At 69.9% G+C, this 25,302-nt stretch carries 20 protein-coding genes and 1 pseudogene; 15 read left to right on the forward strand and 6 right to left on the reverse strand.

Annotated features, from left to right (window positions below; all coding sequences use genetic code 11):
- Nucleotides 1-123 precede the first annotated feature (123 nt).
- Nucleotides 124-810, reverse strand: coding sequence for an LppM family (lipo)protein (locus tag WBA97_RS28980; RefSeq protein WP_424234124.1), 687 nt, complete (start codon nt 808-810; stop codon nt 124-126).
- A 77-nt stretch (nt 811-887) separates the two neighbouring features.
- Between WBA97_RS28980 and WBA97_RS28985 the strand changes: the two genes are divergently transcribed.
- The 3 genes from WBA97_RS28985 (at nt 888) to ribA (ending at nt 5,227) form a co-directional block, all read left to right on the forward strand.
- Nucleotides 888-2,540, forward strand: coding sequence for a DUF885 domain-containing protein (locus WBA97_RS28985; protein ID WP_424234125.1), 1,653 nt, complete (start codon nt 888-890; stop codon nt 2,538-2,540).
- A gap of 435 nt (nt 2,541-2,975) precedes the next feature.
- The gene (locus WBA97_RS28990; RefSeq protein WP_424234126.1) at nt 2,976-4,439 is read left to right on the forward strand and encodes a PfkB family carbohydrate kinase; all 1,464 of its coding nucleotides are present in this window, start codon (nt 2,976-2,978) and stop codon (nt 4,437-4,439) included.
- Between the two features lie 5 nt (nt 4,440-4,444).
- Nucleotides 4,445-5,227 carry a GTP cyclohydrolase II RibA gene (ribA, locus tag WBA97_RS28995; protein WP_424234127.1) on the forward strand — a complete coding sequence of 261 codons (783 nt, stop codon included), beginning with the start codon at nt 4,445-4,447 and terminating at the stop codon, nt 5,225-5,227.
- Between the two features lie 70 nt (nt 5,228-5,297).
- Here the strand turns inward: ribA and WBA97_RS29000 are convergent, their stop codons facing one another.
- Together WBA97_RS29000 and WBA97_RS29005 are read right to left on the reverse strand one after the other, a co-directional pair.
- The gene (locus WBA97_RS29000; RefSeq protein WP_424234128.1) at nt 5,298-5,873 is read right to left on the reverse strand and encodes a GNAT family N-acetyltransferase; all 576 of its coding nucleotides are present in this window, start codon (nt 5,871-5,873) and stop codon (nt 5,298-5,300) included.
- A complete protein-coding gene (locus tag WBA97_RS29005) occupies nt 5,870-6,391 on the reverse strand; it encodes a YbaK/EbsC family protein (protein ID WP_424234129.1) in 522 nt (173 codons plus the stop codon). The genes WBA97_RS29000 and WBA97_RS29005 overlap by 4 nt, the downstream gene beginning before the upstream one ends.
- 219 nt (nt 6,392-6,610) lie before the next feature.
- Here WBA97_RS29005 and WBA97_RS29010 point away from each other — a divergent pair, with 219 nt between their 5' ends.
- Genes WBA97_RS29010 through WBA97_RS29020 form a run of 3 tightly spaced genes read left to right on the forward strand, consistent with a single transcriptional unit; the run spans nt 6,611 to nt 8,542 of the window.
- On the forward strand, nt 6,611-7,024 hold the full coding sequence (locus WBA97_RS29010; RefSeq protein ID WP_424234130.1) for an SAV_6107 family HEPN domain-containing protein: 414 nt from the start codon (nt 6,611-6,613) through the stop codon (nt 7,022-7,024).
- Nucleotides 7,021-7,782: a maleylpyruvate isomerase N-terminal domain-containing protein gene (locus WBA97_RS29015; protein ID WP_424234131.1), complete on the forward strand. Its 762-nt coding sequence runs from the start codon at nt 7,021-7,023 to the stop codon at nt 7,780-7,782. Before WBA97_RS29010 ends, WBA97_RS29015 begins: the two co-directional genes overlap by 4 nt.
- Nucleotides 7,783-7,813: 31 nt before the next feature.
- On the forward strand, nt 7,814-8,542 hold the full coding sequence (locus tag WBA97_RS29020; RefSeq protein WP_424234132.1) for a VOC family protein: 729 nt from the start codon (nt 7,814-7,816) through the stop codon (nt 8,540-8,542).
- 8 nt (nt 8,543-8,550) lie between these two features.
- On the opposite strand, the gene WBA97_RS29025 is transcribed toward WBA97_RS29020, so the two are convergent.
- Nucleotides 8,551-9,000, reverse strand: coding sequence for a Clp protease N-terminal domain-containing protein (locus WBA97_RS29025; RefSeq protein WP_424234142.1), 450 nt, complete (start codon nt 8,998-9,000; stop codon nt 8,551-8,553).
- Between the two features lie 102 nt (nt 9,001-9,102).
- Nucleotides 9,103-9,531, reverse strand: a pseudogene (locus WBA97_RS29030) (Clp protease N-terminal domain-containing protein); the annotation flags it as partial.
- A 77-nt stretch (nt 9,532-9,608) separates the two neighbouring features.
- Between WBA97_RS29030 and WBA97_RS29035 the strand changes: the two are divergent.
- Nucleotides 9,609-9,962: an excisionase gene (locus WBA97_RS29035; protein WP_424234133.1), complete on the forward strand. Its 354-nt coding sequence runs from the start codon at nt 9,609-9,611 to the stop codon at nt 9,960-9,962.
- 73 nt (nt 9,963-10,035) lie between these two features.
- Here WBA97_RS29035 and WBA97_RS29040 read toward each other — a convergent pair whose 3' ends face one another.
- Nucleotides 10,036-14,682, reverse strand: coding sequence for an ATP-dependent helicase (locus WBA97_RS29040; protein ID WP_424234134.1), 4,647 nt, complete (start codon nt 14,680-14,682; stop codon nt 10,036-10,038).
- 124 nt (nt 14,683-14,806) lie between these two features.
- Here WBA97_RS29040 and WBA97_RS29045 point away from each other — a divergent pair, with 124 nt between their 5' ends.
- The 8 genes from WBA97_RS29045 (at nt 14,807) to WBA97_RS29080 (ending at nt 25,200) form a co-directional block, all read left to right on the forward strand.
- Entirely contained in the window at nt 14,807-16,795 is a 1,989-nt protein-coding gene (locus tag WBA97_RS29045) for an Hsp70 family protein (RefSeq protein ID WP_424234135.1), read from the forward strand.
- A 118-nt stretch (nt 16,796-16,913) separates the two neighbouring features.
- Nucleotides 16,914-18,785 carry an Hsp70 family protein gene (locus tag WBA97_RS29050; RefSeq protein WP_424234136.1) on the forward strand — a complete coding sequence of 624 codons (1,872 nt, stop codon included), beginning with the start codon at nt 16,914-16,916 and terminating at the stop codon, nt 18,783-18,785.
- Between the two features lie 172 nt (nt 18,786-18,957).
- On the forward strand, nt 18,958-19,152 hold the full coding sequence (locus WBA97_RS29055; RefSeq protein ID WP_424234137.1) for a DUF3046 domain-containing protein: 195 nt from the start codon (nt 18,958-18,960) through the stop codon (nt 19,150-19,152).
- Nucleotides 19,153-19,321: 169 nt separating this feature from the next.
- Nucleotides 19,322-20,371, forward strand: a complete 1,050-nt coding sequence (gene recA / locus WBA97_RS29060; protein ID WP_424234138.1) for a recombinase RecA — start codon at nt 19,322-19,324, stop codon at nt 20,369-20,371.
- A 91-nt stretch (nt 20,372-20,462) separates the two neighbouring features.
- Nucleotides 20,463-20,936 carry a regulatory protein RecX gene (locus tag WBA97_RS29065; protein ID WP_424234143.1) on the forward strand — a complete coding sequence of 158 codons (474 nt, stop codon included), beginning with the start codon at nt 20,463-20,465 and terminating at the stop codon, nt 20,934-20,936.
- Between the two features lie 782 nt (nt 20,937-21,718).
- A complete protein-coding gene (locus WBA97_RS29070; protein WP_424234139.1) occupies nt 21,719-22,519 on the forward strand; it encodes a hypothetical protein in 801 nt (266 codons plus the stop codon).
- Nucleotides 22,520-22,534: 15 nt separating this feature from the next.
- Nucleotides 22,535-24,442 (forward strand): fumarate reductase/succinate dehydrogenase flavoprotein subunit, encoded by a 1,908-nt coding sequence (locus WBA97_RS29075; RefSeq protein WP_424234140.1) that lies wholly within the window; start codon nt 22,535-22,537, stop codon nt 24,440-24,442.
- On the forward strand, nt 24,439-25,200 hold the full coding sequence (locus WBA97_RS29080) for a succinate dehydrogenase/fumarate reductase iron-sulfur subunit (RefSeq protein WP_424234141.1): 762 nt from the start codon (nt 24,439-24,441) through the stop codon (nt 25,198-25,200). The genes WBA97_RS29075 and WBA97_RS29080 overlap by 4 nt, the downstream gene beginning before the upstream one ends.
- The last annotated feature ends 102 nt before the right edge of the window (nt 25,201-25,302 follow it).

Genomic DNA, 25,302 nt, shown 5'->3' on the forward strand with positions numbered 1-25,302 from the left:
CCACGACGCGCCTGGACGGGTTGCCGGAACGGCCGAGTACACCCAGTACGAGCGCCGTCCCGTCGCCCCGCCCAGCCACGCCGTGGACCCGCCGATACACGGCCAACGTTCTGAGCCGGGCCACTAGTACAGGGAGTTTGCCTGGGCTCGGTCCGCGCTGACGCTGCGCCGGTGCGCGATCAGCGCGAGCAGTGCGGCCACCACCGCCGCCAGCAGCGCGCTACCGCCGACGATCAGCACCCACTTCATCAGCGAGTCGTCGCCGGAGTCGGAGTACTGCGCGATCGCGTTGAACTCGGTGACCGCGGTGGGTTTCGGGGACCAGCTGATCGTGCCGTTGTCCTCGTCGCCGTCGGTCTTGGTGACCGAGCCGGGAAAGGCGATCTTGATCTGGATGTCGGCGCGTTCCTTCGGCACCTGCGTCAGGTCGACCGACCCGGCGAGCGTGACCCGGTCGCCCGCCCTGCGGATCGACAGCCGGAACTCGTCGGACTCGGAGATCGACTCGACGAGCGTCGCCACGTCGGTGAACCGCAGCCCGGAGAAGGTCACCTTCTGCCCGACGTAGCCGTCCACCGTGTACTTCTCCGACTGCACCCGGTCGTTCATCTCGGGCGGGATGGTCAGCGGCGGCCCGTTGTCCTGTTCGCTCACCGGCAGCGCGGCGACGATCAGCTCACCCGACACGAGGTCGTCCGGCGACACGGCCAGCGCGGCGTGGATGCGCAGGCACCCGGTCAGTGAGAGCATCAGCATGCCGAACAGCGCGAGTAGCCCGGTGGCCCGGCTGAACCTGGAGACCCTGCGCACCGCGCCATCCTGCCAGTAGCGCGGCCGGGCGCGAAATCCCGTGTGCGTGCCGCGGCCGGATGGGTAGCGTGCGCGGCATGACCGTGCACCGCATCAGCGACGCCTATGTGGACGACTATGTCCGCCTTGTGCCCACCATCGCGACCGAGCTCGGCATCCCGGGGCACGACGACCAGTGGCCGGACCTGTCGCCCGACGGCAACGCCGCGGTCACCGACCTCGCGCGGCGCGGGCTCGCCGAGGTCGGCGCCGTCGAACCGGCCGACGACGCGGAGCGCGTCGCCAAAGCGGTGTTCACCGAGCGGCTCGGCGTCGAGGTCGAGCTGTACGACGCCGGTCTCGTCGACTCGGACCTGAACGTGATCGCGAGCCCGCCGCAGACCCTGCGGTCCACGTTCGACCTGATGCCCGCCGCCACCGCGGACGACTGGTCCACGATCGCGACCCGCCTTTCCCGCCTGCCTGCGGCGATCGCCGGGTACCGCACGAGCCTGCTGCACGCGGCCGGGAAGGGGCAGGTTTCCTCGGTCCGCCAGGTCACCAAGACCGCCGACCAGTGCCAGAAGTGGAGCGAGGGCTTCTTCGCCGGCTTCGTCGCGGGCGCGAAGGACGTGCCGGCCAGCGTCCGCGCCGACCTCGACGCTGGCGCCGCGGCCGCCTCGACGGCCTACGGCGACCTGGCCGCGTTCCTGCGCACCGAACTGCTGCCCAAGGCGCCTGAGAAGGACGCGGTCGGCGAGGACGCCTACAAGCTCCTGTCCCGCCGCTATCTCGGCGCCGCGCTGGACCTCCATGAGGCCTACGAGTGGGGCTGGGCCGAGTTCCGGCGCCTCGAGGCGGAGATGAAGGAGGTCGCGGCCCGCATCAAGCCGGGCGCGAGCCTCGCGGAGGCGGCCGTCGCGCTCGACGCGGACCCGCGCTACCAGGTGGAGGGCGTCGAGGCGTTCCGCGAGTGGATGCAGAAGCTGTCCGACCAGGCCCTGTCCGACCTGCGCGGCGTGCACTTCGACATCCCCGACGAGATCATGCGGCTGGACTGCAAGATCGCCCCGCCCGGCGGGTCGGCGGGCGCGTACTACACCAACCCCACCGACGACTTCAGCCGTCCCGGCGCCATGTGGTGGGCGCTGCCGCCGGACAAGGAGTCGTTCAGCACGTGGCGCGAGGTCAGCATCGTCTACCACGAGGGTGTGCCCGGCCACCACATGCAGATCGCGACGGCGATGTACCACGCCGAGCGGCTGAACAAGTTCCAGCGGATGCTGTCCTGGGTCCCCGCGTACTCGGAGGGCTGGGCCCTGTACGCCGAGCGCCTGATGCGTGAGTTCGGCTACCTGTCCGACGACGGCAACCTGTTCGGGATGCTCTCGGAGAACATCTTCCGCGCCGCGCGGGTGATCGTCGACATCGGCATGCACCTGGAGCTGGGCATCCCGTCCGGCGCAGGCTTCCACGACGGCGAGACCTGGACCCCCGACCTCGGCCTGGAGTTCATGCTGACCCGCACCATCACCGAACGCGACCTGGTCGTCGACGAGGTGGACCGCTACCTCGGCTGGGCGGGCCAGGCCCCCGCCTACAAACTGGGCGAACGCCTGTGGCTGTCGGCCCGGGACGACGCGAAGGCCCGCGCGGGCGCCGACTTCGACCTCAAGCACTTCCACATGGAGTCCCTCTACCTGGGGCAGATGGGCATGGACACCATGCGGGAGTGTCTCGCGAGGATCTAGTGCCCCGTCAAGGCGAAGAGGGCGCCAGCCCGTGGTCTGCCTCGACGACGAGGCAGTGGCATACGGCGCAAGCGGGCTCCCGGCCATCGGCGGGGAGCTCACGCATGGTGCCGCAGTTGAGGTGGGTGGCGTTCATTCGTGCGCCAAGGTTCGGCCGATCGGTTGGTCTTTGGTGCAAGAAATGTGGAAACAGCGAAATTCACTCGTCTTGTCCACCGAATGGGCCAATCCGGTCGCGTGCTAGCCCTGCCGTCGCAGCCGAGAGACTCCATTCGGAGGAAGAAGTCGCGCAGGTGCAGGCGCATAACCACAGAATATGACGACTGGTCTACCGATTTCACTAGACCGGTCATCATAGATCCGGGGAATCTCCGTTCCCGGTGCTTGCGCGACGAGAGATAGTGGAGGCAAGTGACACCCCAGTGGAGGTCGGCCATGGCAACCGACGCGGAAGTCATCGGCGTCCGCGGCGTCTTCCTCAAGCTGAGAACCCATGCCGGTCTGACCGCCAGGCGTCTGCGTGACACCGAGGTGGACACGCGGGTCCTCGCGGACCTGCCGGCGGTGCAGCGGGCGATCCGCGAGTCCGGCGCACCCGTCGAGCAGGCCATCGTCGAGGCGGTGGCCGCGGTCGTCGCCGAGCTCGAGCCCACGGACCGGCTCATCGCCGACGTGGTGCTCGCACTCGGCATGCTCGCGGACGAGCTGACGGACCAGCCCGCGCTCGCGAACCGCCTCTACCGCGCCGACCTCGGCGTGCGGCGGATCGCGCTGTCCGAGGGCTGGCGGACGCTGCACGAGCTGATGGGTGTCGAGCACCCGCCGCAGACGCCGACCGTGCGCAGCCTGCGTGGTTCGGTGGAGGAGAAGACCCTCGGCGTGCTGGCCGAGCGCTGCGTGCGTGCCGCGGGCATGGCCCGCCGCGAGTCGGCCGAGGAGCCGGGCAACGGGGTCGTGGTGGTCGGCGGCGCCGTGATGGACCACATCACGGTCGTCGAGTCGCTGCCGTCGGCCGGCACGTCGGTACAGGCCACGTCGTTCCACATGAACCCGGGTGGCAAGGGACTCAACCTCGCCGTGGCGGGCAGGCGTATGGGTTTCGACGTCCGGTTCGCCGCCGCGGTGGGTGACGACGCGGCCGCCACCAGGCTCGTCGAGTACATGCGTGAGCAGAACCTGGCTACCGACTTGATCGTTGAAGCACCGGGCGAAGCGACCCCCGTGGCACAGGTTATTGTGCTGCCCAACGGAGACGCCGCCACGATCGGCTGGAAGAACGAGCTCCGGGTCGCACTCTCCACAAGAGACATGCGAAGCCAGGAGATGAGCCGCGCGCTGGCCGAGGCCGACGCGGTGCTCGTGACCCTGGAAGCGCCGGTCGACGTCGTGAAGTGGACGTTGGACACCGCACGGAATCTGCCGAGGAAGCCGCTGGTACTGCTGCAGGCGTCACCGCCACTGGACCGTCCACAGCAGATCTACCGGCAGCTGGCCGAAGTGGACTACGTGGTGGGTTCCGAGTGGGCGTTGAGCAAGTTGTTGCCCCCCTTCAGCGACGACAAGAGCATCGACGAGATCGCGCGTCAGCTGCGCACCATGGGCGTGGCGACCGTCTGTGTCGTGGAGAACTTCCGCTGCCGGATCAGGTCTCGTGAGTTGGAAGCGGACATCGACGCTCCATCGGTACCGCTCACCGATTCCCCAGGGGCTCGTGAAGCCTTCTCGGCGGCCCTGGTGCACCATTTGCTCAGGATCGGGCGCCGTGGTCTCACCCGCGAGACTCTCCAGTGGGCGAGCGCGGCAATGGCCACGAACCTTTCCATAGACATCATCACAGACGCCATGCCCAAACCCGGCGACGTCGGACGAATCATGGAGTCGGACCAGAGTGTGGGGTAGCCCGAGTGGGCGATGTAAACCTGACGGAACACGAGCTGAGGCACGCTGACGGGGACTTTCGCGTCGTGGTGCTCGGCCGCGGTTCCGATCTGCACGGCAACCAGCCGTGCGCCGCGGTGTTCGGCGATCCCGGTAACGGGTGCCTCGTCCGGATCCACTCGCGGTGTGTGTACGGCGAAATCTTCGAGTCGGTCGACTGTGACTGCCGAGACCAATTGCGACAGTCGATGGCCATGATGCGCAAGGCGGGCTCCGGTGTCCTCATCTACCTCGACCAGGAGGGAAGAGGCGCCGGACTGCTCGCGAAGGCTCTCGGGTATCAGTTGACCCAGCGTGAGGGTCTGGACACGTTCTCGAGCTATCGGGTGCTCGGTCTGCCGGAAGACTCTCGGTCCTATGAGGATGCGGTGGCGATCCTCCGCAGCCTGCACCTGCGCCGGGTTCGGCTGCTCACCAACAACCCCGCGAAGGTCGCGGCACTGTCCATGGCGGACTTCCAGGTCGAGCAGCAGCCGTTCCTGGTCCGAGGGCAGAGCGTCGAGGCCCGCCGTTACCTGGCGGCCAAGGCACGGTACGGCCACACCATCTCGCTCGCCGAGCTGGATGCCGACGCCGCGCGCGAACGCTGGCGGTGGCTGCACAAGCTGCTGCGGCGGACGGTGCGGCGACCGGCACCCGTGGTGCCTGGGCGGGCGCCCGCGCGGGTCGTGGAACTGCTGCCCGCGCACGCGGTCAAGCCCGTGGAGCAACCGGTCGCGGCGGCACAACCGACCGATCTGGTCAGCTGAGCGGTGGCCGGGATGGCGTTCCATCCCGGCCACCTGAAACAGCTGGACCAGCGCCCGCCATCCGGTGCGGTCAGCTCCGGGGCGGGACCGGCAGCACGCGGCCCAGTACGCCGAACGGCCGTGGGTCGCCCGTGAACCGGTAGTGGCGCAGCACGTCGGTGAAGCCCAGCCGGTAGTACAGCCGCCACGCGCGTGTCGGGCCCTCCGGGGTCGACAGGAGCACCTTCGACGCGCGCACGCCGGCCAGCAACCCGCGCAGCAGCTCCTCGCCGATGCCCTGGCCCTGGCTCGCGGGCGCGACATGCACCTCGGTCAGCTCGAAGTAGTCGTCCAGCCAGCGGTCGGCCAGCTCGGCGCCGGACTGCTCGATGATGCCGCGGCGCACCTGCTCGTGCCACCACTGGCCCGCCGCGCCCCGGTAGCCGTAGGCGACGCCCACCATGCGGTCGTCGTTGGTGAAGGCGCCGACGCAGCGCCACTCCGCGCGGAGCATGTGCGCGAGCCACATGGGCGCGCGCTGCTCGGCGGTGCCCGCCGGGTATCGCATAGCCGTGACGTACAGCGACAACGCTTCTGGTAGGCAGGCGCGCAGCTCGTCGGCCGAGAGAGTGACGAACCGTTCAACGCGTGGCGGGACCGCGGTCACGACAGTCGATTCTCCTCCCCGCCCGCGACGGCCGCCGCCGTGCCCCCCGTCAGGACGATCAGCTCGGCGTAGGTCGTCGGGAACACCGACTTCGGGTGGCCTGCGGCCGCCCACACCACCGCATAGCGTGCCAGGTCTTCGTCCACAACCGTGTGAACCCGGCGAGGGTGCCCCACCGGCGCCACCCCGCCGATCGCCTGACCGGTGTGTTCGCGCACGAACGCCGGGTCGGCCCTGCCCACCTCGTCCGCGCCGGTCAGCGCGGCGAGCGTCGCGGTGTCCGCGCGGTGGGCGCCGGAGGTCAGCGCGAGCAGCGGTCGCACCTCGTCACCGTAGGTAGCGCGGAAGACGAGGCTGTTGGCGATCGCCCCCACCTCCACGCCGAGCGCCGCCGCGGCCGCCGCCGCGGTGCGCACCTCGTCGTCGAGGATGCGGATGCCGTCGGCGGCCGAGGACATCCCGGCTTCGCGCAATGCGGCGGCCAGCTTGCTGATCGAGGGGTGGTCGAGAGAGGTCATATGCCTATCTGACCACGGATGTGATGGTTTCCGCCGCCGAAATTCCCGGTCGAGGTTGAGTCTCCCGGCAGCCGGAGCTAAGCTCGAACTGTTCGAACATCAGTTCGAACGATGGTTCGGTGGCAGGACGGGGGAAGCGTCTTGCCACCGAACCCCGCCGGCTTCCCCACGGCACATCGTCACAGCCAGTGATGATTTTCCGATCCGCGAGGAGATCCGGTGACTGCGACTCTCGACTTTCCCCACCACCACTCTTCGGCGCCCGAGTCCGCGCTCGGCCTGCTCGCCCAGGCCGAGACCGGGTTGTCCGCCGCGGAACTGGAGGAGGACGCGGCGCGGCGGTTCGCGGAGGCCTACCTCGCCGCGCTGCGTGCCGCCGCCGCGCTGCTCGCGATGCGCGGGCGCCCGCACCGCGCCCGCTCGCGCCCGATGAGCGTGTGGACGCTGCTGTCGTCGGTCGCGCCGGAGCTGCGGGAGTGGGCGGCGTTCTTCGCGTCCTGCTCGGCGACGAGGGCGTCGGTGCAGGCGGGCATCACGCGTGCGGTCAGCACCCGGTCCGCCGACGACCTCGTGCGCCAGTCCGGGCAGTTCCTCGAGCTGGTGTCGCGGTCGATCCGCGGCGCGGGCCGGTGATCGTCACACCACTGGTCGACTACGCCCGTCTGCTCGACGTGCTGGACACCGAGGGGGAGCGGCTCGCCACGTCGGCCACGGGAACGGACCCTGACCTGGAGGTGGTGCACCTGCCGGGCATGCGGCTCGGCGAGGTGGTGCGGCACGTCGGCTCCGTCTACCGGATGGTGGTGTCCTGGGTGCGCGACGGCGAGCGGCCGACCCGCTGGCAGCGGGAGCCGGCCCATGACCAGACGGTGGTGGACTACCTGCGTGCCGGACTGCTGGAGGTCGTCGACGAACTGGACCGGCACGACTCACTCGACGACGCCCCCACATGGTGGCCGGAGCACCGGAACTTCGGCTTCTGGTGCCGCAGGCTGGCGCACGAAACGACCATCCACCGCGTCGACGTGCAGCTGACCGGCGCCCAGTTCCTCGTCGGCGACATCGCACCGGAAGTGGCGCTGGACGGCATCGACGAGCTCATGTCGCTGTGGTTCACCCACCGTCTTGGCATCCTGGGCATCGCGGAGGTCGTGTCGGGCAAGGTCGCCATCAACGCGGGCGGCCGCCGCTGGATCGCGCGGGTCAGTGCCGCCGGCACGGAGGCGTGGGAGGCGGACGAGGACGAGCCGGTCGACGCCACGATCTCGAGCGACGCGGCGGGCATGTACCTGTGGTTGTGGGGCAGGCGCCCTGGCGCGCACGTGCGGGAGTCGGGCGACCCGGCGCTGGTGACGCAACTGAGATCCCTGCTCAGGGTCGCGACACGCTGAATTGTCGGTGTCATCCGCTAGTTTTCTCCGTATGTCCACGCGACTGTGCAACGTGGTGGTAGACGCGGCCGACCCGGTGGCCCTGGCGGAGTTCTGGGCGAACCTGCTGGGCTGGCGAGCGTCGCCCTCGGATGCCGGTGAGGTGGATGTCGTGGCGCCATCGGACGAAGGCTGGGAGTTCGACCTGGTCTTCGTCCCGGTGGCCGATCCCAAGGTGGGCAAGAACCGTGTGCACCTGGACCTGGCGAGTGAGTCCCCGGACCACCAGGCGTCGATCGTCGCCCACGCCGAGTCGCTTGGCGCCGTCCACACGGACATCGGCCAGCGCAACGTCCCGTGGATCGTGCTGGCGGACCCGGAGGGCAACGAGTTCTGCGTGCTGGAACAACGCCCCGAGTACGCGGCGGCGGGCGCCATCGCCGCGGTGGTGGTCGACGCGGTGGAACCGTTGCGGCTGGCGGAGTTCTGGTCCGCCGCATCGGGCTGGCCGGTGGTCGGCACGACGCCCGGCACCGCGTCACTGCGGTCTCCAGGGGGTCGCGGGCCATGGCTGGAGTTCATCCGGACCGGCGAGCCGCACCGGGTGAAGAACCGCGTGCACCTGGATGTGGCCCCGCTGGCCGGGGAGGACCAGTGGGCCGAGGTGACGCGCCTGGTGGAACTGGGGGCGCGCAAGGTCGACGTGGGGCAGGGGTCGGTGTCGTGGCAGGTGATGGCCGACGCGGAGGGGAACGAGTTCTGCGTGTTGTCGCCTCGGTGAGGGGTTGGTCAGCCTTCGCGGCGGCGCAGGCGGTCGTGTAGTACCCGGCGGACCAGTAGCGCCGCCTTGTCGCGGGTTGTGCTTTCCGGCAGGGGATCGTCCTTCAGCGTCTGCAGCAGCGATGCCAGCAGCTGGTTCGTTTTGGTCCACAGTGGAACGAACTTGCCGGTCACCGGGCCCGTCGCGGTCAGCGGCCCTTCCACCAGGCTCGTGACGGCTCGCGCCAGGTCAACGGTGCCGCCGTCGCGGAAGATCAGGTGTACCTCGTCGTTCTCGACGCGTAGTTCCATCTTCCTCGCGGCGAGTTCTTCCGGGGTCGCGTCGGTGGTGTCCTCCGCGTCGAACTCGTCGACCTTCGTTGCGATGGTGGCCGCGTCGATGCCCAGGTCTCCCAGCACCTTCGCGGCCATGCTGCCCTCCGCGCGGATCAGGGCCTCCAGCAGGTGGTGGCTGCCCATCGGGGCGTCGCCTGCCAGGGCTTGTGCCGCGGTGACGACCTCCTCCGCCGCGTCCGTGCGGGGCGGGGTCTCGCCGCCGGAGTGTTCGCGGGCGCCTTCGCGGAGCAGTTCGCTGACCGTCGCGCGGATGGCGCCCATGTCGCGTACCTGGCCGGCCAGCAACTGCGCGGCCACGCCGTCACCCTCGCGTTCCAGCGCCAGCAGGATGTGTTCCGTGCCGATGTAGTTGTGCTTGAGCTGCAACGCTTCCCGCAGCGACAGCTCCAGCACCTTCTTGGCGCGTTTCGTGAACGGGATGTGCCCGGCCGGTGCCTTCGCCTCGCCCCTGCCGACGGTCTCCTCGATGCCGGTGCGGACCGCCGCCGCCGTGACACCCAGGGTGCGGAGCGCCTTGGCCGCGAGGCTCGTCGGCATGCTGAACAGCCCCAGCAGGATGTGCTCGGTGCCGATGTAGTTGTGCTGCAGGCTGCGGGCCTCTTCTTGTGCGCGGACCACGACGGAGCGGGCCTCGGCAGTGAAACGCTCGAACATGTATCAGATGGTCAGCCCTACTTGTAACCCTGTCAATACAGTGTCATTGATAGGGTACCCATTGATAGTGTCACCGTATGACCGACTGGGATGAACGGCTGTCTCGCTGGCGGGACGAGCTGGACCTGTTCGCGCAGCTCGAGGACGCGCCGTGGATCACGCTGGCGGCGGCGGAGCAGGAAACGGGCGTGTCGCGCTCCGCTCTGCGGGCCTGGTACCGCAACGGCGAGATCGAGTCACGGCTGGTCGACGGGCCCAACGGGCCACAGCGGCTGGTGCAGCTCGACGCGGTGGTCGCCAGGGCCGCGCAGTCGCCGCGGATACAGCGGCGGGCCGAGCGCGAGGTGAGCCTGGAGGCACAGGTGATGCTGCTCCGGCACCGCGTCGACCAGCTGGAGCTACGGCTGGCCGCGTTGGAGAAAGGCAAGTAGGCGGCGAAGCCCCCAGGCCCCGCCGTCCACGTGCCCCATGAGGTCCCAGGGGGCGTGACGGTCCGCGCAGGAGTCACGCGCGCAGGCGCAGACCCTTCGGTGTCGCGCGGAAACCCGCGTCCCGCAACACGTCCGCCAGGTTCGACGTCAGTGCCACCTCGCCGTCCGCACGCTGCACCGCCAGCTGGCCCAGCCAGCCTTCCCTGACCGCGCGGGACAAGGCTTCCGCCGCCGCACGCAGCGCCGCGTCGTCCTCGGTGAAGGACAGCAGCGAGCGACCGCCACGCTCCACATACAACGCGGGCACCCCGTCGGCCAGCACGGCGAGCGCGCCCGCCTTCCGTCCCGGACGGTGCTTTCCGGTGCCGACCGGGACGGGCCATGCCAGTGCCGCGCCGTAGGGCTGGGCCGGGTCCGCCGCCGCGAGGACGGTCGCCTGGATGTCCGCCGTCAGCGCGGTGTCCGACTTGGACAGTGCGCGTAACCGGTCCACCGCACCCCGGGCCGCGAACTGGGACGCCCCGAGGCCCTCCACGACGTAGCCACGCACGATCTGGCCCGACTCCTCCATCGCGCGCAACACCTTGTACACGCCGGAAAAGCCGCCGGTCACCCGTTCGGTGTCGAGAGCGCCACGCGTCAGCACACCGTGTCGCTCCAGGAACGCTTCCGCGCGGGCGTGTGCCCGGCGGGTCGGGTCCTCCTCACGGGGAACGACCAGCGACCACCGGCCCGCGACCGTCGGCGGGCCCGTCCTGCTCGGCATCGACGGGCGGGCACCACGCAGCCGCGCGTACCGGCCGCGCGGGGTGGCACTGCGTGGCTTGTGTGCAGCGCCCCGGCCCGACACCAGCGCACGCAGCGGCGCGATCGTGTCGTTGGTGACGAGCCCCGACCACACCAGATCCCACAGCGCCGCAACGACATCCTGGTCCGACGGCGCCTCGGCACCACCGTCGAGCAGTACCGCGCCCGCGCGTTCGGCCAGCTGCCGGAAGAACAGCGCGCCACCGTCCATCGCGGACAGCACCGCACCGTGCAGCGGCGTCTCCGGCACCGCCTCCTCGACCTCGGGCAGCAGCAGGTCCGCGACATCCGTTGGTGCCACGGCGATCCAGCCGTCACCACCGGCCAGCGCGCCGGTGCCGCACCACGTCACCTCGCCCGCCGTGGTCAGCTCGTCCAGCAGCGCCGGGGTGTAGCCGGGTAACCGCGACGGCAGGATCAGCGACTCGAACCCGCTCGCCGGCAGCGGCGCACCGGCCAGCTGCTCCACCACTGACAGCACGTCGTCCGCGGTCGGAGCCGACCGCAAACGTTTGCCGACCCCGTGCCACACCGGCAGGAACCGGCCCAGCGCCGCCGGTTCGACCGGTTCGACCTCGGCACGCAGCTTCGCGAGCGACGCCCGCCGCACCCGGCGCAGCACGTCCGCGTCGCAGTACTCCACGTGCGTGCCACCTGGCCGCAGCTCGCCGCGCACCAGGCGCCCGATGCCGACCATGCGGTCCAGCACCCCGGTCACCACCGCGACACCAAGCCCGAACCGTGCCGCCACGTCCGTGGCCGGGAACGGGCCGTGGGTCCGCGCGTACCGGGACAGCAGGTCGCCGAGCGGGTCGTCGACCGGTTCGGTGAACGCCTCCGGCACCCCGACGGGCAGCGCGACCCCCAGCGCGTCCCGCAGACGGCCGGCGTCCTCGATGATCACGAACCGTTCCTCGCTCGCGATCCGCACCCTGATGACCCGCCGCTGCCGCTCCAGCTCGTCGAGCCAGCCCGGCTCGACCCCGCGCAGCGCCGCCTCCGCCGTGGACAGATCTCCCAGGAACCGCAACAGGTCCGCGGTGTCCTCCGCGTGCCGGGCGTGCCGCGACGGGTCGAGCCGCTGCAGCGACTGCTCAACCTCGGCGAGCACCTCGGGGTCGAGCAGCTCCCGGATCGCCTCCGACCCCAGCAGCTCCGCGAGCAGCGAGGAGTCCAGCGACAGCGCCGCGGCCCGCCGCTCGGCCAGCGGTGCGTCGGAGTCGTAGAGGAACATGCCCGCGTAGCCGAACAGCATGCTGCGCGCGAACGGCGATGGCGACCGCGTCTCCACCTCGACGACCCGCACCTTCCGCGACCGGACCTCCGCCATCAGCGACCGCAGCCCCGCGAGGTCGTACACGTCCTGCAGGCACTCCCGCATGGCTTCGAGGACCACCGGGAACTGCTCGTACTTCGCCGCCACCGACAGCAGCTGGGAAGCCCGCTGCCGCTGCCGCCACAGGGGAGTCCGCTTGCGCGGGTCACGCCGGGGGAGCAGCAGCGACCTGGCCGCGCACTCCCTGAACCGCGAAGCGAACAACGCGGACCCGCCGACCTCGGTGACCACGATCTGCTCGATCTCGTCCGGGTCGAGCAGCACGTCGTCCGCGGACACCACCACGTCAGAGCCCTCGTCGTCCATGGTGTCCGGCAGCTGGATCACGATGCCGTCGTCGGAGTGCGCCATCCGGACCTCGATGCCGCGCCGCTCCCGCATCCGCGCGCCGATCGCGAGCGCCCACGGCGCGTTGACCTGCGCGCCGAACGGCGAGTGCACGACCATCCGCCAGTCGCCCAGCTCGTCGCGGTACCGCTCGATGAGCATCGTGCGGTCGTCAGGGACGTACCGCGTGGCCTCCTTCTGCTCGTCCAGGTACGCGATCAGGTTGCCTGCCGCGAACGCGTCGAGCCCGGCCGCCGTGGCCCGTTCCCGCGCCTGTGGTTCGGCCATGCCGGACACCTCACGCAGGAACTTCCCCAGGGCGCGGCCGAGTTCGAGAGGCCTGCCCTGGGTGTCGCCCTTCCAGAACGGCATCCTGGCGGGCTCACCTGGCGCGGGCACCGCGATCACCCGGTCGGCCGTGATGTCCTGGATCCGCCACGCCGAGGTGCCGAGCAGGAACGTGTCGCCGACCCGCGACTCGTACACCATCTCCTCGTCCAGCTCCCCGATGCGGGAACCGGACCCGGCGTCGGCCGCCGGGGTCATCACGGTGAACAGGCCGCGGTCGGGGATCGTGCCGCCCGAGGTGACCGCGAGCCGCTGCGCTCCCGGCCTTCCGCGCAGCTCCCCGTTCACCCGGTCCCACGTGACCCTCGGCCGCAGCTCGCCGAACTCCTCCGACGGGTAGCGGCCTGCCAGCATGTCCAGCACCGAGTGCAGTGCCGACTCGGGCAGCGCCGCGAAGGGCGCCGCCCGCCGCACCAGCGCCGCGAGGTCACCCACCGTCCACGGTTCGAGCGCCACCATCGCCACGACGTGCTGCGCCAGCACGTCGAGGGGGTTGCGCGGGTAGCGCATGGACTCGATCGCGCCCTCGCCCATCCGCTCCGCCACCACCGCGCAGGACACCAGGTCGCCGCGGAACTTCGGGAACATCACCCCGCGCGACACCGCACCCACCTGGTGCCCGGCGCGGCCGATGCGCTGCATGCCGGACGCGACCGAGGGCGGCGCCTCGATCTGGATGACGAGGTCGACCGCGCCCATGTCGATGCCCAGCTCCAGCGACGAGGTCGCCACCACGCACGGCAGCTGCCCCGACTTCAGCGCCTCCTCCACCGAGGTCCGCTGTTCGCGCGACATCGACCCGTGGTGCGCGCGGGCCACGGTCGGTGTCTCGACCCCGGCCGCCCAGCCGGACTCCGCGATGGCCTCGGCGGGGAAGCGGCCCACGTCCGCCGGATAGACCGGCCGCTCCGCCGCCAGCTCGTTGAGCCGGGAGGTCAGCCGCTCGGCCAGCCGCCGCGAGTTCGTGAACACGATCGTCGACCGGTGCTGCCGGACCAGATCGAGCACCCGCTCCTCGACCGCGGGCCAGATCGAGGGCCGCCTGATGCCGCCAGCCTCGCCCGCCATCTCCTCCAGCGTGCCGATGCCGCCCGGCAGGTCGAGGTCCGGATCGGGGGTGACCGGGCCCTCCAGTGGCGGCGGGCCGTCCAGCTCCGTCATGTCCTCGACCGGCACCACCACCGTCATCTCGATGGTCTTGCCGATCTTCGGCGCCACCACGGTGACCGGCCGCCCGCCCGCGAGGAACGCGCCGACCTCGTCGATCGGCCGGACCGTCGCCGACAGCCCGATCCGCTGCGCGGGCCGGGGGAGCAGCGCGTCGAGCCGCTCGAGCGACACGGCGAGGTGCGCGCCGCGCTTGGTGCCCGCGACCGCGTGCACCTCGTCGACGATCACCGTCTCCACCCCGCGCAGCGACTCGCGGGCCGCAGAGGTGAGCAGCAGGAACAACGACTCCGGCGTGGTGACCAGGATGTCCGGCGGGGTGCGCTGGAACGACCTGCGCTCGTCGGCCGGGGTGTCACCGGTGCGCATGCCGACCGTGATGCCGGGGTCCTGCTCGCCGAGCCTGCGGGTGGCCTGGCTGATGCCGGCGAGCGGCGCGCGCAGGTTGCGCTGCACGTCGACGGCCAGCGCCTTCAGCGGCGACACGTAGAGGACGCGGCAGCGCTCGGTGCGCTCCGCCGGCTTGGGCTCGGTGGCCAGCCGGTCGAGCGCCCACAGGAACGCCGCCAGTGTCTTGCCGGATCCGGTCGGCGCCACCACCAGCGCGTGCTCACCGTTCGCCGCGGCCAGCCACGCGCCCGTCTGGGCGTCCGTTGGCGCGGCGAAGGCGCCGGTGAACCACTGTCTGGTCGCCGGCGAGAACAGGTCGAGCGCCTCGGAACTCACGGCAACCATGATGAACCCGACCACCGACAATTTCTCGAGGCGCAGGTCACGAGGTGGATATGTGGGACCTGTCCCATAGTGTCGGGCCGTTCTGGCAGCATCTGCACTGCGCAGATGCGACGAGGGGAGAGTCGTGAACGTCCTGTCGGTGGATCTCGGCACGTCCAACACGGTTGCCGTGCTGTCCGCCCACGGCAGGCCGCCGAGGGTGGTCGACGTGGACGGGGCGTCCATGATGCCGTCGGCGGTGTTCGCGGCCGAGGACGGGAACCTCGTCGTCGGGCGGGACGCCGAACGCCGCGCCCGCCTCGACCCCGCCCGTTTCGAACCGAACCCGAAGCGCCGCGTCGACGAGGGCACGCTGCTGCTCGGGGACCAGGTCGTGCCGGTCACCGACGCCCTCGCGGGCGTGCTGCGCCGCGTGATCGAGGAGACGTCCCGCCAGCTCGGCGGCAAGAAGCCCGACGAGGTCCGTCTCACCCACCCGGCACAGTGGGGTCCGGTACGGCGCAACGTGCTGCTGTCGGCCGCGCGTCAGGCGGGCATGGGCTCGAACCTGGTCCTGGTGCCCGAGCCGGTTGCCGCGGCGGCCCACTTCGCGTCCTTCCCGGGGCAGACACTCGCGCCCGGTCAGGCGCTCGCCGTGTACGACCTCGGTGCCGGCACGTTCGACGTGGCCATCGTCGGCGCCACCCAGAACGGGTTCGTGGTGCTGGCCGAGGCCGGCCTGCCCGACCTCGGTGGTCTCGACGTGGACCAGGCGTTACTCGAGCACGTCGGCCGCCAGGTGTCGGTCCGTGACCCCGGCCGCTGGCAGAGCCTGCTGCGCCCGATGTCCACCGGTGACCGGCGGGCACAGCGTGCGCTCCGCGAGGACGTGAAGGCGGCCAAGGAGTCGCTGTCCCGGCACCCGCAGACGGAGGTGCCGCTGCCGGAGCCGTTCGAGGACGTGCTGGTCACGCGGGTCGAGCTGGAGGCGCTGATCCGCCCCGGCATGCTGCGCAGTGTCGAGCTGCTCGCCGGCACCATCCGGTCCACCGGCATGAGCCCGGACCGGCTCGTCGGCATCTACCTCGTCGGTGGCTCCAGCCGCATCCCGCTGATCGCGACGCTGATCGCCGAGCAGCTGCGGGTCGTGCCAACGAGCCTCGACCAGCCGGAGACGGCCGTCGCCCTCGGTGCGCACCACGTGCCGCAGGAAGGCATCACGCTGCGGACCGGCGACATCAGCAGCACGATCGAGGACGTCCAGCGCACCAGGCAGGTCGTGGCGCCGCGCACGGGCGGGTTCAACCCTGGCCCTCCGCAGCCGCCACCACCGCCGCCGACCCAGGGGACACCCGCGCAGAACCCGTTCCCCAACAGCGGACCGCAGCGTGTGCAGGGCCCGCCGAGCACGCCGACACCGGTGCCCGCGATGGCGGCAGGGCCCGGGCCGACGCACTACCCGGTGCAGCAGCCGCGCAGGCAGAGCGTCGGCTCGTCGAACAAGCCGTGGTACATCGCGACGGCCGTGGTCGCGGTCGTGGTGATCGCGGTCGTCAGCATCATCATCGCGACGTCCGGCAGCTCCGGCTCCGGCGAGGGCACCGTCGCGGGCGCAGACTGCTCGACCCGCGAGGCCGACAGCACCGGCATGAGCGAGTGCATGCGCAAGGTGGCCGGCGCGGTCGCCGACCACAACGACTGCGAGTCCGGCGCCGCCGCCGCGGCGGGCGCCCAGCCGATCGAGACCCCTGGCGCGACCGCCGCCACCTGCGTCCTCGACGACACGCACACCGTCATGTACATGCACTTCGGCGCGAGCGACACGGCCGACGGCAGCGAGCTGTCCGGGGTGGACACCGCCAAGCAGTACATCGACACCGTGATCACGCAGCTGGACGGCGTCGGCGCGGGCGGAGACCCGGAGAAGGGCGACTGGGAGGGTGGTGACCTGTCGGGCACCTACGCCGCGATCGACATCGGCGCGGGCAGCGGCATGGTCCTGTTCTCGGTCCACGACTCCCCGGTCGCTGGCGCGCTCATGAACATCGATATCGGCGGCTCCGGCGACATCAGCGAGCTGATCGACTACTTCGACCAGCACGTCAAGCCAGGCGGTGACGGCGGCGGCTCGTAGGATCACGACGCGGGTCGCGTCCAACGCGTTCCCCGGTGAGTGAGAATCGCGGGTCCGGCCACATCGGACTGGCGGACATGGCAGCATTCCGCTGACCAGCCAGCACGAGGGGAGAGTCGTGGCCGTCCTGTCGGTTGACCTCGGTACGTCGAACACGGTCGCGGTGCTGTCCGCACACGGGAGACCGCCGAGGGTGATCGAGGTGGACGGGTCCGCCACGATGCCGTCCGCGCTCTTCGCGGCCGATGACGGGCACCTCGTGGTCGGGCGGGACGCCGAGCGCCGTGCCCGGCTGGACCCTGCCCGGTTCGAGCCGAACCCGAAGCGCCGGATCGACGAGGGCACGCTGCTGCTCGGCGACGTGGTCGTGCCGGTCACCGAGGCGCTCGGGGCCGTGCTGCGGCGAGTCGCGGACGAGACGTCCCGGCAGCTCGGTGGCGCGAAGCCCGACGAGGTCCGCCTCACGCACCCCGCGCAGTGGGGGCCGGTGCGCCGCAACGTCCTGCTCGCCGCCGCCCGTCTCGCCGGGATGGGCACCAACCTCGTCCTCGTGCCGGAGCCCGTCGCGGCGGCCGCGCACTTCGCGTCGTTCCCCGGCCAGCAGCTCGGGCCGGGGCAGGCGCTCGCCGTGTACGACCTCGGCGCGGGCACCTTCGACGTCGCGATCGTCGCGGCGACGCAGAACGGGTACGCGGTCCTCGCCGAGGCAGGCCTGCCCGACCTCGGTGGTCTCGACGTGGACCAGGCTTTACTCGAGCACGTCGGCCGCCAGGTGTCGATCCGCGACCCGGCGCGCTGGCAGAGCATCCTGCGGCCGGAGTCCACCGGCGACCGGCGCGCACAGCGTGCGCTCCGCGAGGACGTCAAGGCGGCCAAGGAGGCCCTGTCCCGGCACCCGCAGACCGAGGTGCCGCTGCCGGAGCCGTTCGAGGACGTGCTGGTCACACGGGTCGAGCTGGAGGCGCTGATCCGGCCGAGCCTGCTGCGCAGCGTCGAGCTGCTCGCCTCGACCATCCGCTCGACGGGCATGACCCCGGAGCGGCTCGTCGGCATCTACCTCGTCGGTGGCTCCAGCCGCATCCCGCTGATCGCGACCCTGATCGCGGAGCAGCTGCGGGTGGTCCCGTCCAGCCTCGACCAGCCGGAGACGGCCGTCGCGCTCGGCGCGCACCACATCACGCCGGAGGGCGTCAGCCTCCGCACCGGCAACATCGGCCCGCAGGCACCGCCGACCGGCGGTTTCCGCCAGCCGCTCGGGCCCCCGCCGATGTCGCAGCCGATGCCCCAGCAGGCTCCGCAGCCCGCGCCGCTCGGCCCGGCCCCGATGGCCGGACCGCCCAGCGTGCCGACACCGGTCGCCACACCACAGTCCCCCGCGGTCGGCAACCCCGTGCTGGGGCAGCCGAGCACGGGGTTCCCGGCACAGTCGCCGGCTCCCGCGCGCTCCGGCAAGCGCAAGGTCCTGCTCGGGGTGGCCGCTGTCGTGGTGCTCGCGATCGTCGCCGTCGGCGCCGTGTTCCTCCTGCGGCCGGACAGCGACCTGCCTACCGCCGACAGCTGTGGACAGAAGGGCGAGACCGACGGCGAGGGCTTCACCGACTGCCTGCGGCAGCTCGCGGGCGGGGTGGCCGACAGCGGCGACTGCAAGGCCGCCGAGCGGGACGCCAACGCGGACGTGACGTGCTCGCTGTCCGACAGCTACCAGGTCAGCTACGCCCACGTCGCGTCGGTGCGGGACGCGCAGAAGCTCGCCGACACCGAGCTGGGCGACATGACCGACGGCGACCACGTCGAGGCCGAGTGGAAGGGCAACGGCCTCGACGGGCGCTGGCGGGCGGGCGTGACCGGCGGCACCGGCGTGCTCGTGTTCACCGTCGAGGACCGCCCGCTGGTCGGCTGGCTGTCCAGGACAGAACTGCGTGCCTCGGACGACTTCACCCCGGACACCCTCGGCGACTACTTCGCCGAGCACGTCCAACCGGGAACCTGAGCCGACGGTGGCGGTCAGCGCCGCCGGTTCCGCAGTGCCATCACACCGAGCACGATCGTCACCACCAGTCCGCCGATGATGGCGATGTCGATGAGTATCGACTCGAGGCCGGTCGGTTCGAGGTCCATGACCGGATTCTCGCAGACCCTGGCGGGCTCGTAGGCTGCCACCGATGCGTATCACGGTGTTCCGCAAGCACATGGCCCAGGAGTTCGGCGACGTGCGGGCCGACATGCTCGCCCGCGACCACGTGTTCAGCTCGCTGGGCGGGCGCACGGTGGACCAGGCCCTGGAGGCAGGGCTCGAGCCGAAGGAGATCTGGCGGGCCGTGTGCGAGGCGTTCGAGGTGCCATTCGAGCGACGTTAGCCTTGCGGCGTGTCGCCGTCGGGTCGAACAAGCGTTCGGCTAGCCTGTTGTCCACAGCGGGGTGAGTTGTCCACAGGCCGGCCCCCTCAGCCCGAAATTGTCGGTGCTTGCCGTTAGCGTCGCCGGCGTGAGTGCAAAGCGGTCTAAAAACAACCAAGGTGGATCTCAGATGGCAGCAGCAGCCCCCGATCGCGCGAAGGCGTTGGACCTGGCCCTCGCCCAGATCGACAAGAACTTCGGCAAGGGCTCGGTCATGCGCCTCGGCGACGAGGTCCGTGCCCCGATCGAGGTCATCCCGACGGGCTCCATCGCCCTGGACGTGGCGCTGGGCATCGGCGGCCTGCCGCGCGGCCGGGTCGTGGAGATCTTCGGCCCGGAGTCGTCCGGTAAGACCTCGCTGGCCCTGCACGCCGTGGCCAATGCGCAGAAGGCAGGCGGCATCGCGGCGTTCATCGACGCGGAGCACGCGCTCGACCCGGACTACGCCAAGAACCTCGGCGTGGACACCGACGCGTTGCTGGTGTCCCAGCCCGACACCGGCGAGCAGGCGCTGGAGATCGCGGACATGCTGATCCGCTCCGGCGCGCTCGACATCCTGGTCATCGACTCCGTGGCCGCGCTCGTGCCCCGCGCCGAGATCGAGGGCGAGATGGGCGACAGCCACGTTGGCCTGCAGGCCCGGCTGATGAGCCAGGCGCTGCGCAAGCTCGCCGGCGCGCTCAGCAACTCCGGCACGACCGCGATCTTCATCAACCAGCTGCGCGAGAAGATCGGCGTCATGTTCGGCTCGCCGGAGACCACGACGGGTGGCAAGGCGCTCAAGTTCTACGCGTCGGTGCGCCTGGACGTGCGCCGCATCGAGACGCTCAAGGACGGCGGCGAGCCGGTCGGCAACCGGACCCGCGTCAAGGTCGTGAAGAACAAGGTCGCGCCGCCGTTCAAGCAGGCCGAGTTCGACATCCTGTACGGCAAGGGCGTCTCCCGCGAGGGCTCGCTCATCGACATGGGTGTCGAGCAGGGCATCCTGCGCAAGTCCGGCGCCTGGTACACCTACGAGGGCGACCAGCTCGGCCAGGGCAAGGAGAACGCGCGGAAGTTCCTGCGCGATAACCCGGACGTGGCGAACGAGATCGAGAAGCGGATGAAGGACAAGCTCGGCATCGGCGCGAAGCTCGACGCCGACGACACCGAGCCCGCGCCCGCCCCGGTGGACTTCTAGGCCGGTGGCTGGTCGTCGAGGAAGCCGGAGGCCGAACGACTCGTCCTCCGGCGGGGACCAGCGCACCACCCCGGAGCCGCCGGAAGACCCGGTGCAGCAGGCGAAGGACATCTGCCTGAGCCTGCTGACCGTGCGGCCCCGGACGAGGGTGGAGCTGGCGCAGGCCCTTGCCCGCAAGGGCATCGAGGAGGACGTGGCGTCGCAGGTGCTCGACCGCATGGACGAGGTCGGGCTGATCGATGACGCCGCGTTCGCCGAGGTGTGGGTCCGGTCCCGCCACAACTTCCAGGGGCTGAGCCAACGCGCCCTGGCGATGGAGCTACGCAGGAAGGGCGTCGCCGACGAGGCCGCCGAAGAGGCTCTGGCCACGGTGGACTCGGAAGCGGAGGAGGAACGAGCACGCCAGCTGGTCAGAAAGCGGCTACGCGTCCTGTCGAACGCCGACGAGCCGGCAAAGATCCGCAAACTGGTGGGGATGCTGGCACGCAAGGGGTACGCGGAGGGCTTGGCATACCGGGTAGTGAAGGACGAGCTACGAACCTCACTGCTCGACGACGCTTTGTGACGGTCTCGGTAGGGACGGTCGGGGGAGGCGGGTCGGCAAAGTCGTGTTGGCGCCTCCGCAGGGTGGGATGCCCTGAAAGACGCCCTTCGGCACGCTGAGCCTGGATCCGCCCGGCTCAGACACCGAATTTCGGCGCGGGACATCCTCAACCTTCGGGGCGGCTGAAGATCCGGTCGTGCACTCGGCAGGGATGTTGCGGGCCGCTGAGCGCCGCTCCTGACGGGACGGTGCGCACGCTCCCGGTGGAAGATTCACCGAATCGCAACCTTGCTTCCCGGCCAGCACGTGGCCGGTTTTTCCGGCTTCCCGGGCCCTCTACTTGATCGATCGCGTGATTCAGGCCATGTGTTTAGGGCTGCCTAACTAAGCATTGCATTCTGTATGCACTGCGTTCTTCTAAACCGCGAAGTGCGTCGAATTCGGGGTTGTGAAGCCGAATTCGACGCTCCGGGACGGGCGGTCGGCGGCGGTCGTGGCGGCGGAGTACGGTCTGTGCGTGTCCCGGTCGTGCGCCCCATGAAGGCGTGCCCTGGGACACCTTGTGTACAGGCCGCCGACCGGCGCTTTCCCAGCGTGTGGTACTTCTCCTCTTGCCACCGACGGCACAGTTGGCGGCTCGGCGTCGTCTCCCGCGGCGGCAGGCCGGAGGTGAGCGGACCGCAGGAAGGTGCCGACGATGCCGACCCATCGCGCACCTGGGGTGTGACCCGCGGAACGCCGCCACTGGCGCAGATCACGGTTAGTCTCTGACAAACAAATCGTTCCGGAGTCGAGGACAAACAATGAAGGCTGGCGTCGGTGCCCCCGACCGGGCGCAAATTACCGAGCGCACGTATCGGACCGACCGTTGGTGGGCCTACCCGCTGAGCACTGGCGGGATCCTGCTGTTCTTCACAGCCTATGCGCTGGTCCGCTACTTCATGAACGACTACTACTGGGCGCCGGAGGAGCACTACCTGACGCCCATGTACTCGCCTTGCGTCAACGAGGCGTGCACGCCGGGCTCCAGCCACTTCGGCACGTTCATCCCGTCCTACGCGGCGTGGATCCCGATCGGGATCATCACGTTCCTGGTGCTGCTGGGCTTCCGGGCGACCTGCTACTACTACCGCAAGGCCGCCTACCGGTCCCTGATGTTCTCCCCAGCGGCGTGCGCGGTGCCGGAGCCGGCCAAGAAGTACTCCGGTGAGCGCAAGTTCCCGTACATCATGACCAACGGGCACCGGTACTTCTTCTACGCCGCGCTGATCTTCGCCCTGATCAACGTCTACGACGCGGTACTTGCCTTCCACGGCAAGAACGGTGGCATCGGCATGGGCCTCGGCACGGTGATCATCCTGATCAACGTCGTCGCGCTGGTCGCCTACACGCTGTCGTGTCACGCGTGCAGGCACATCGTCGGCGGGAAGCTGAAGCACTTCTCCAACCACCCGATCCGGTACCGGTACTGGAAGTTCGTGTCGAAGATCAACCCAAGGCACGGCCAGTTCGCCATGATCTCGCTCTTCACGGTGATCATCACGGATGCCTACATCATGGCGGTATCCGCTGATTGGATCACCGACCTGCGGATCTTCAACTGAGACTGAGAAGGACTCATGGTTCAGGTTCAGGTCGAGCGATTCGACTACGACGTCATCGTCATCGGAGCCGGTGGCGCCGGTCTCCGCGCCGCCATCGAGGCCCGGCAGCAGGGCAAGAAGACCGCGATCATCTCGAAGTCGCTCTTCGGCAAGGCCCACACCGTGATGGCAGAGGGCGGTTGCGCCGCCTCGATGGGCAACGTCAACGAGAAGGACAACTGGCAGGTCCACTTCCGCGACACCATGCGTGGCGGGAAGTTCCTCAACAACTGGCGGATGGCAGAGCTGCACGCCAAGGAGGCCCCGGAGCGGGTCTGGGAGCTGGAGACCTACGGTGCGCTGTTCGACCGCACCAAGGACGGCAAGATCAGCCAGCGGAACTTCGGCGGCCACACCTACCCGCGCCTCGCGCACGTCGGTGACCGCACCGGTCTCGAGATGATCCGCACGATGCAGCAGAAGATCGTCTCGCTGCAGCAGGAGGACTTCGCCGAGTTCGGCGACTACGAGGCCAAGCTCAAGGTCTTCTCCGAGTGCACCGTCACCGAGCTGATCAAGGACGGCGACCGGGTGGCGGGCGCGTTCGCCTACTGGCGCGACTCCGGCAAGTTCGTCCTCTTCTCCGCGCCCGCGATCGTGCTGGCGACCGGTGGCATCGGCAAGTCCTTCAAGGTCACGTCGAACTCCTGGGAGTACACCGGCGACGGGCACGCGCTGGCACTGCGGGCGGGCGCCACCCTGATCAACATGGAGTTCGTCCAGTTCCACCCGACCGGCATGGTCTGGCCGCCGTCGGTGAAGGGCATCCTGGTCACCGAGGGCGTGCGTGGTGACGGCGGCGTCCTGAAGAACTCCGACGGCAAGCGCTTCATGTTCGAGTACGTCCCTGACGTGTTCAAGGGCCAGTACGCGGAGACCGAGCAGGAAGCCGACGGCTGGTACGCCGACCAGGACAACAACCGGCGCACCCCGGACCTGCTGCCCCGCGACGAGGTCGCCCGCGCGATCAACTCCGAGGTCAAGGAAGGCCGCGGCTCACCCCACGGCGGTGTGTTCCTGGACATCGCGAGCAGGCTGCCTGCCGAGGAGATCCGCCGCCGCCTGCCGTCGATGTACCACCAGTTCAAGGAACTGGCCGATGTGGACATCACCGCGCAGCCCATGGAGGTCGGCCCGACCTGCCACTACGTCATGGGTGGTGTCGAGGTCGACCCCGACACCGCGTCGTCGATCGTGCCCGGCCTGTTCGCGGCCGGTGAGGTCGCGGGCGGCATGCACGGTTCGAACCGCCTCGGCGGCAACTCGCTGTCCGACCTGATCGTGTTCGGCCGCCGGGCCGGGCTCGGCGCGGTCGAGTACCTCGACGCGCTCGACCAGCGCCCGAAGATCTCCGAGTCCGATGTGGACGCCGCGGCCGCGCGGGCGACGAGCCCGTTCGACCCCACGGGGAGCGGGCAGTCGGAGAACCCGTACACGATCCACTCCGAGCTGCAGCAGTCGATGAACGACCTGGTCGGCATCATCCGCAAGGAAGAGGAAGTCCAGCAGGCACTGGACAAGCTCGTGGAGCTGAAGGAGCGGGCGCGGAACGTGACCGTCGAGGGCCGCCGCGAGTTCAACCCCGGCTGGCACCTCGCGCTCGACCTGCGCAACATGCTGCTCGTCAGCGAGTGCGTCGCGAAGGCCGCCCTGCTGCGCACGGAGAGCCGCGGCGGGCACACCCGCGACGACTTCCCCGGCATGGACTCCACGTGGCGCAACACCCTGCTGGTCTGCGAGGCCTACGACCAGGGTGCGAAGGTCACGCCGAAGGAGCAGGAGCCGATGCGTGACGACCTGCTCGAGCTGTTCGAGCTGACCGAGCTCGAGAAGTACTACACGGACGGTGAGCTCGCCGCCCACCCGCAGAGGAGCTCGAAGTGAGTTACAAAGCGAACTTCAAGGTGTGGCGGGGCGACGCCGAGGGCGGTGACGTCCAGGACTACGTCGTCGAGGTGAACGAGGGTGAGGTCGTTCTCGACATCATCCACCGCCTGCAGGCCACGCAGGCCCCGGATCTCGCCGTGCGCTGGAACTGCAAGGCGGGCAAGTGCGGCTCGTGCTCCGCGGAGATCAACGGCATGCCGCGCCTGCTGTGCATGACGCGGATGTCGGTGTTCTCCGAGTCGGAGACGATCACCGTCACGCCGCTGCGCACGTTCCCGGTGATCCGCGACCTCGTCACCGACGTGTCGTACAACTACCAGAAGGCACGGGAGATCCCGTCCTTCGCGCCGCCGAAGAACCTCGGTCTCGGCGAGTACCGGATGAAGCAGCAGGACGTCGAGCGCTCGCAGGAGTTCCGCAAGTGCATCGAGTGCTTCCTGTGCCAGAACACCTGCCACGTCATCCGTGACCACGAGGAGAACAAGGAGAACTTCGCCGGTCCTCGTTTCCTCATGCGGGTCGCCGAGCTGGACATGCACCCGCTCGACCAGGAGGACCGCGTCCGCGAGGCGCAGGACGAGCACGGCCTCGGGTTCTGCAACATCACCAAGTGCTGCACCGAGGTGTGCCCCGAGCACATCAAGATCACCGACAACGCGCTGATCCCGATGAAGGAGCGCGTGATCGACCGCAAGTACGACCCGGTGGTGTGGCTCGGCAACAAGCTGTTCCGCCGCAGCGGCAGCCGTCACTGAGGCGCTACTGAGGACAGTTCACAAAGGAGCCGCGCACCCCGACGGGTGCGCGGCTCCTTTGTGTGAAGCGGAAAACAGAAGGCCGCCCGGTCCTACGAGGAC

Source organism: Actinophytocola sp. (genome assembly GCF_049647105.1).
GTDB lineage: Bacteria > Actinomycetota > Actinomycetes > Mycobacteriales > Pseudonocardiaceae > Actinophytocola.

Coding starts and splice junctions, on each gene's coding strand:
- WBA97_RS28985 (WP_424234125.1), top strand. CDS start 888: ATGACCGTGCACCGCATCAGCGACGCCTATGTGGACGACTATGTCCGC.
- WBA97_RS28990 (WP_424234126.1), top strand. CDS start 2,976: ATGGCAACCGACGCGGAAGTCATCGGCGTCCGCGGCGTCTTCCTCAAG.
- WBA97_RS29005 (WP_424234129.1), bottom strand. CDS start 6,391: ATGACCTCTCTCGACCACCCCTCGATCAGCAAGCTGGCCGCCGCATTG.
- WBA97_RS29020 (WP_424234132.1), top strand. CDS start 7,814: ATGTCCACGCGACTGTGCAACGTGGTGGTAGACGCGGCCGACCCGGTG.
- WBA97_RS29025 (WP_424234142.1), bottom strand. CDS start 9,000: ATGGGCAGCCACCACCTGCTGGAGGCCCTGATCCGCGCGGAGGGCAGC.
- WBA97_RS29035 (WP_424234133.1), top strand. CDS start 9,609: ATGACCGACTGGGATGAACGGCTGTCTCGCTGGCGGGACGAGCTGGAC.
- WBA97_RS29040 (WP_424234134.1), bottom strand. CDS start 14,682: ATGGTTGCCGTGAGTTCCGAGGCGCTCGACCTGTTCTCGCCGGCGACC.
- WBA97_RS29055 (WP_424234137.1), top strand. CDS start 18,958: ATGCGTATCACGGTGTTCCGCAAGCACATGGCCCAGGAGTTCGGCGAC.
- recA (WP_424234138.1), top strand. CDS start 19,322: ATGGCAGCAGCAGCCCCCGATCGCGCGAAGGCGTTGGACCTGGCCCTC.
- WBA97_RS29070 (WP_424234139.1), top strand. CDS start 21,719: ATGAAGGCTGGCGTCGGTGCCCCCGACCGGGCGCAAATTACCGAGCGC.
- WBA97_RS29075 (WP_424234140.1), top strand. CDS start 22,535: ATGGTTCAGGTTCAGGTCGAGCGATTCGACTACGACGTCATCGTCATC.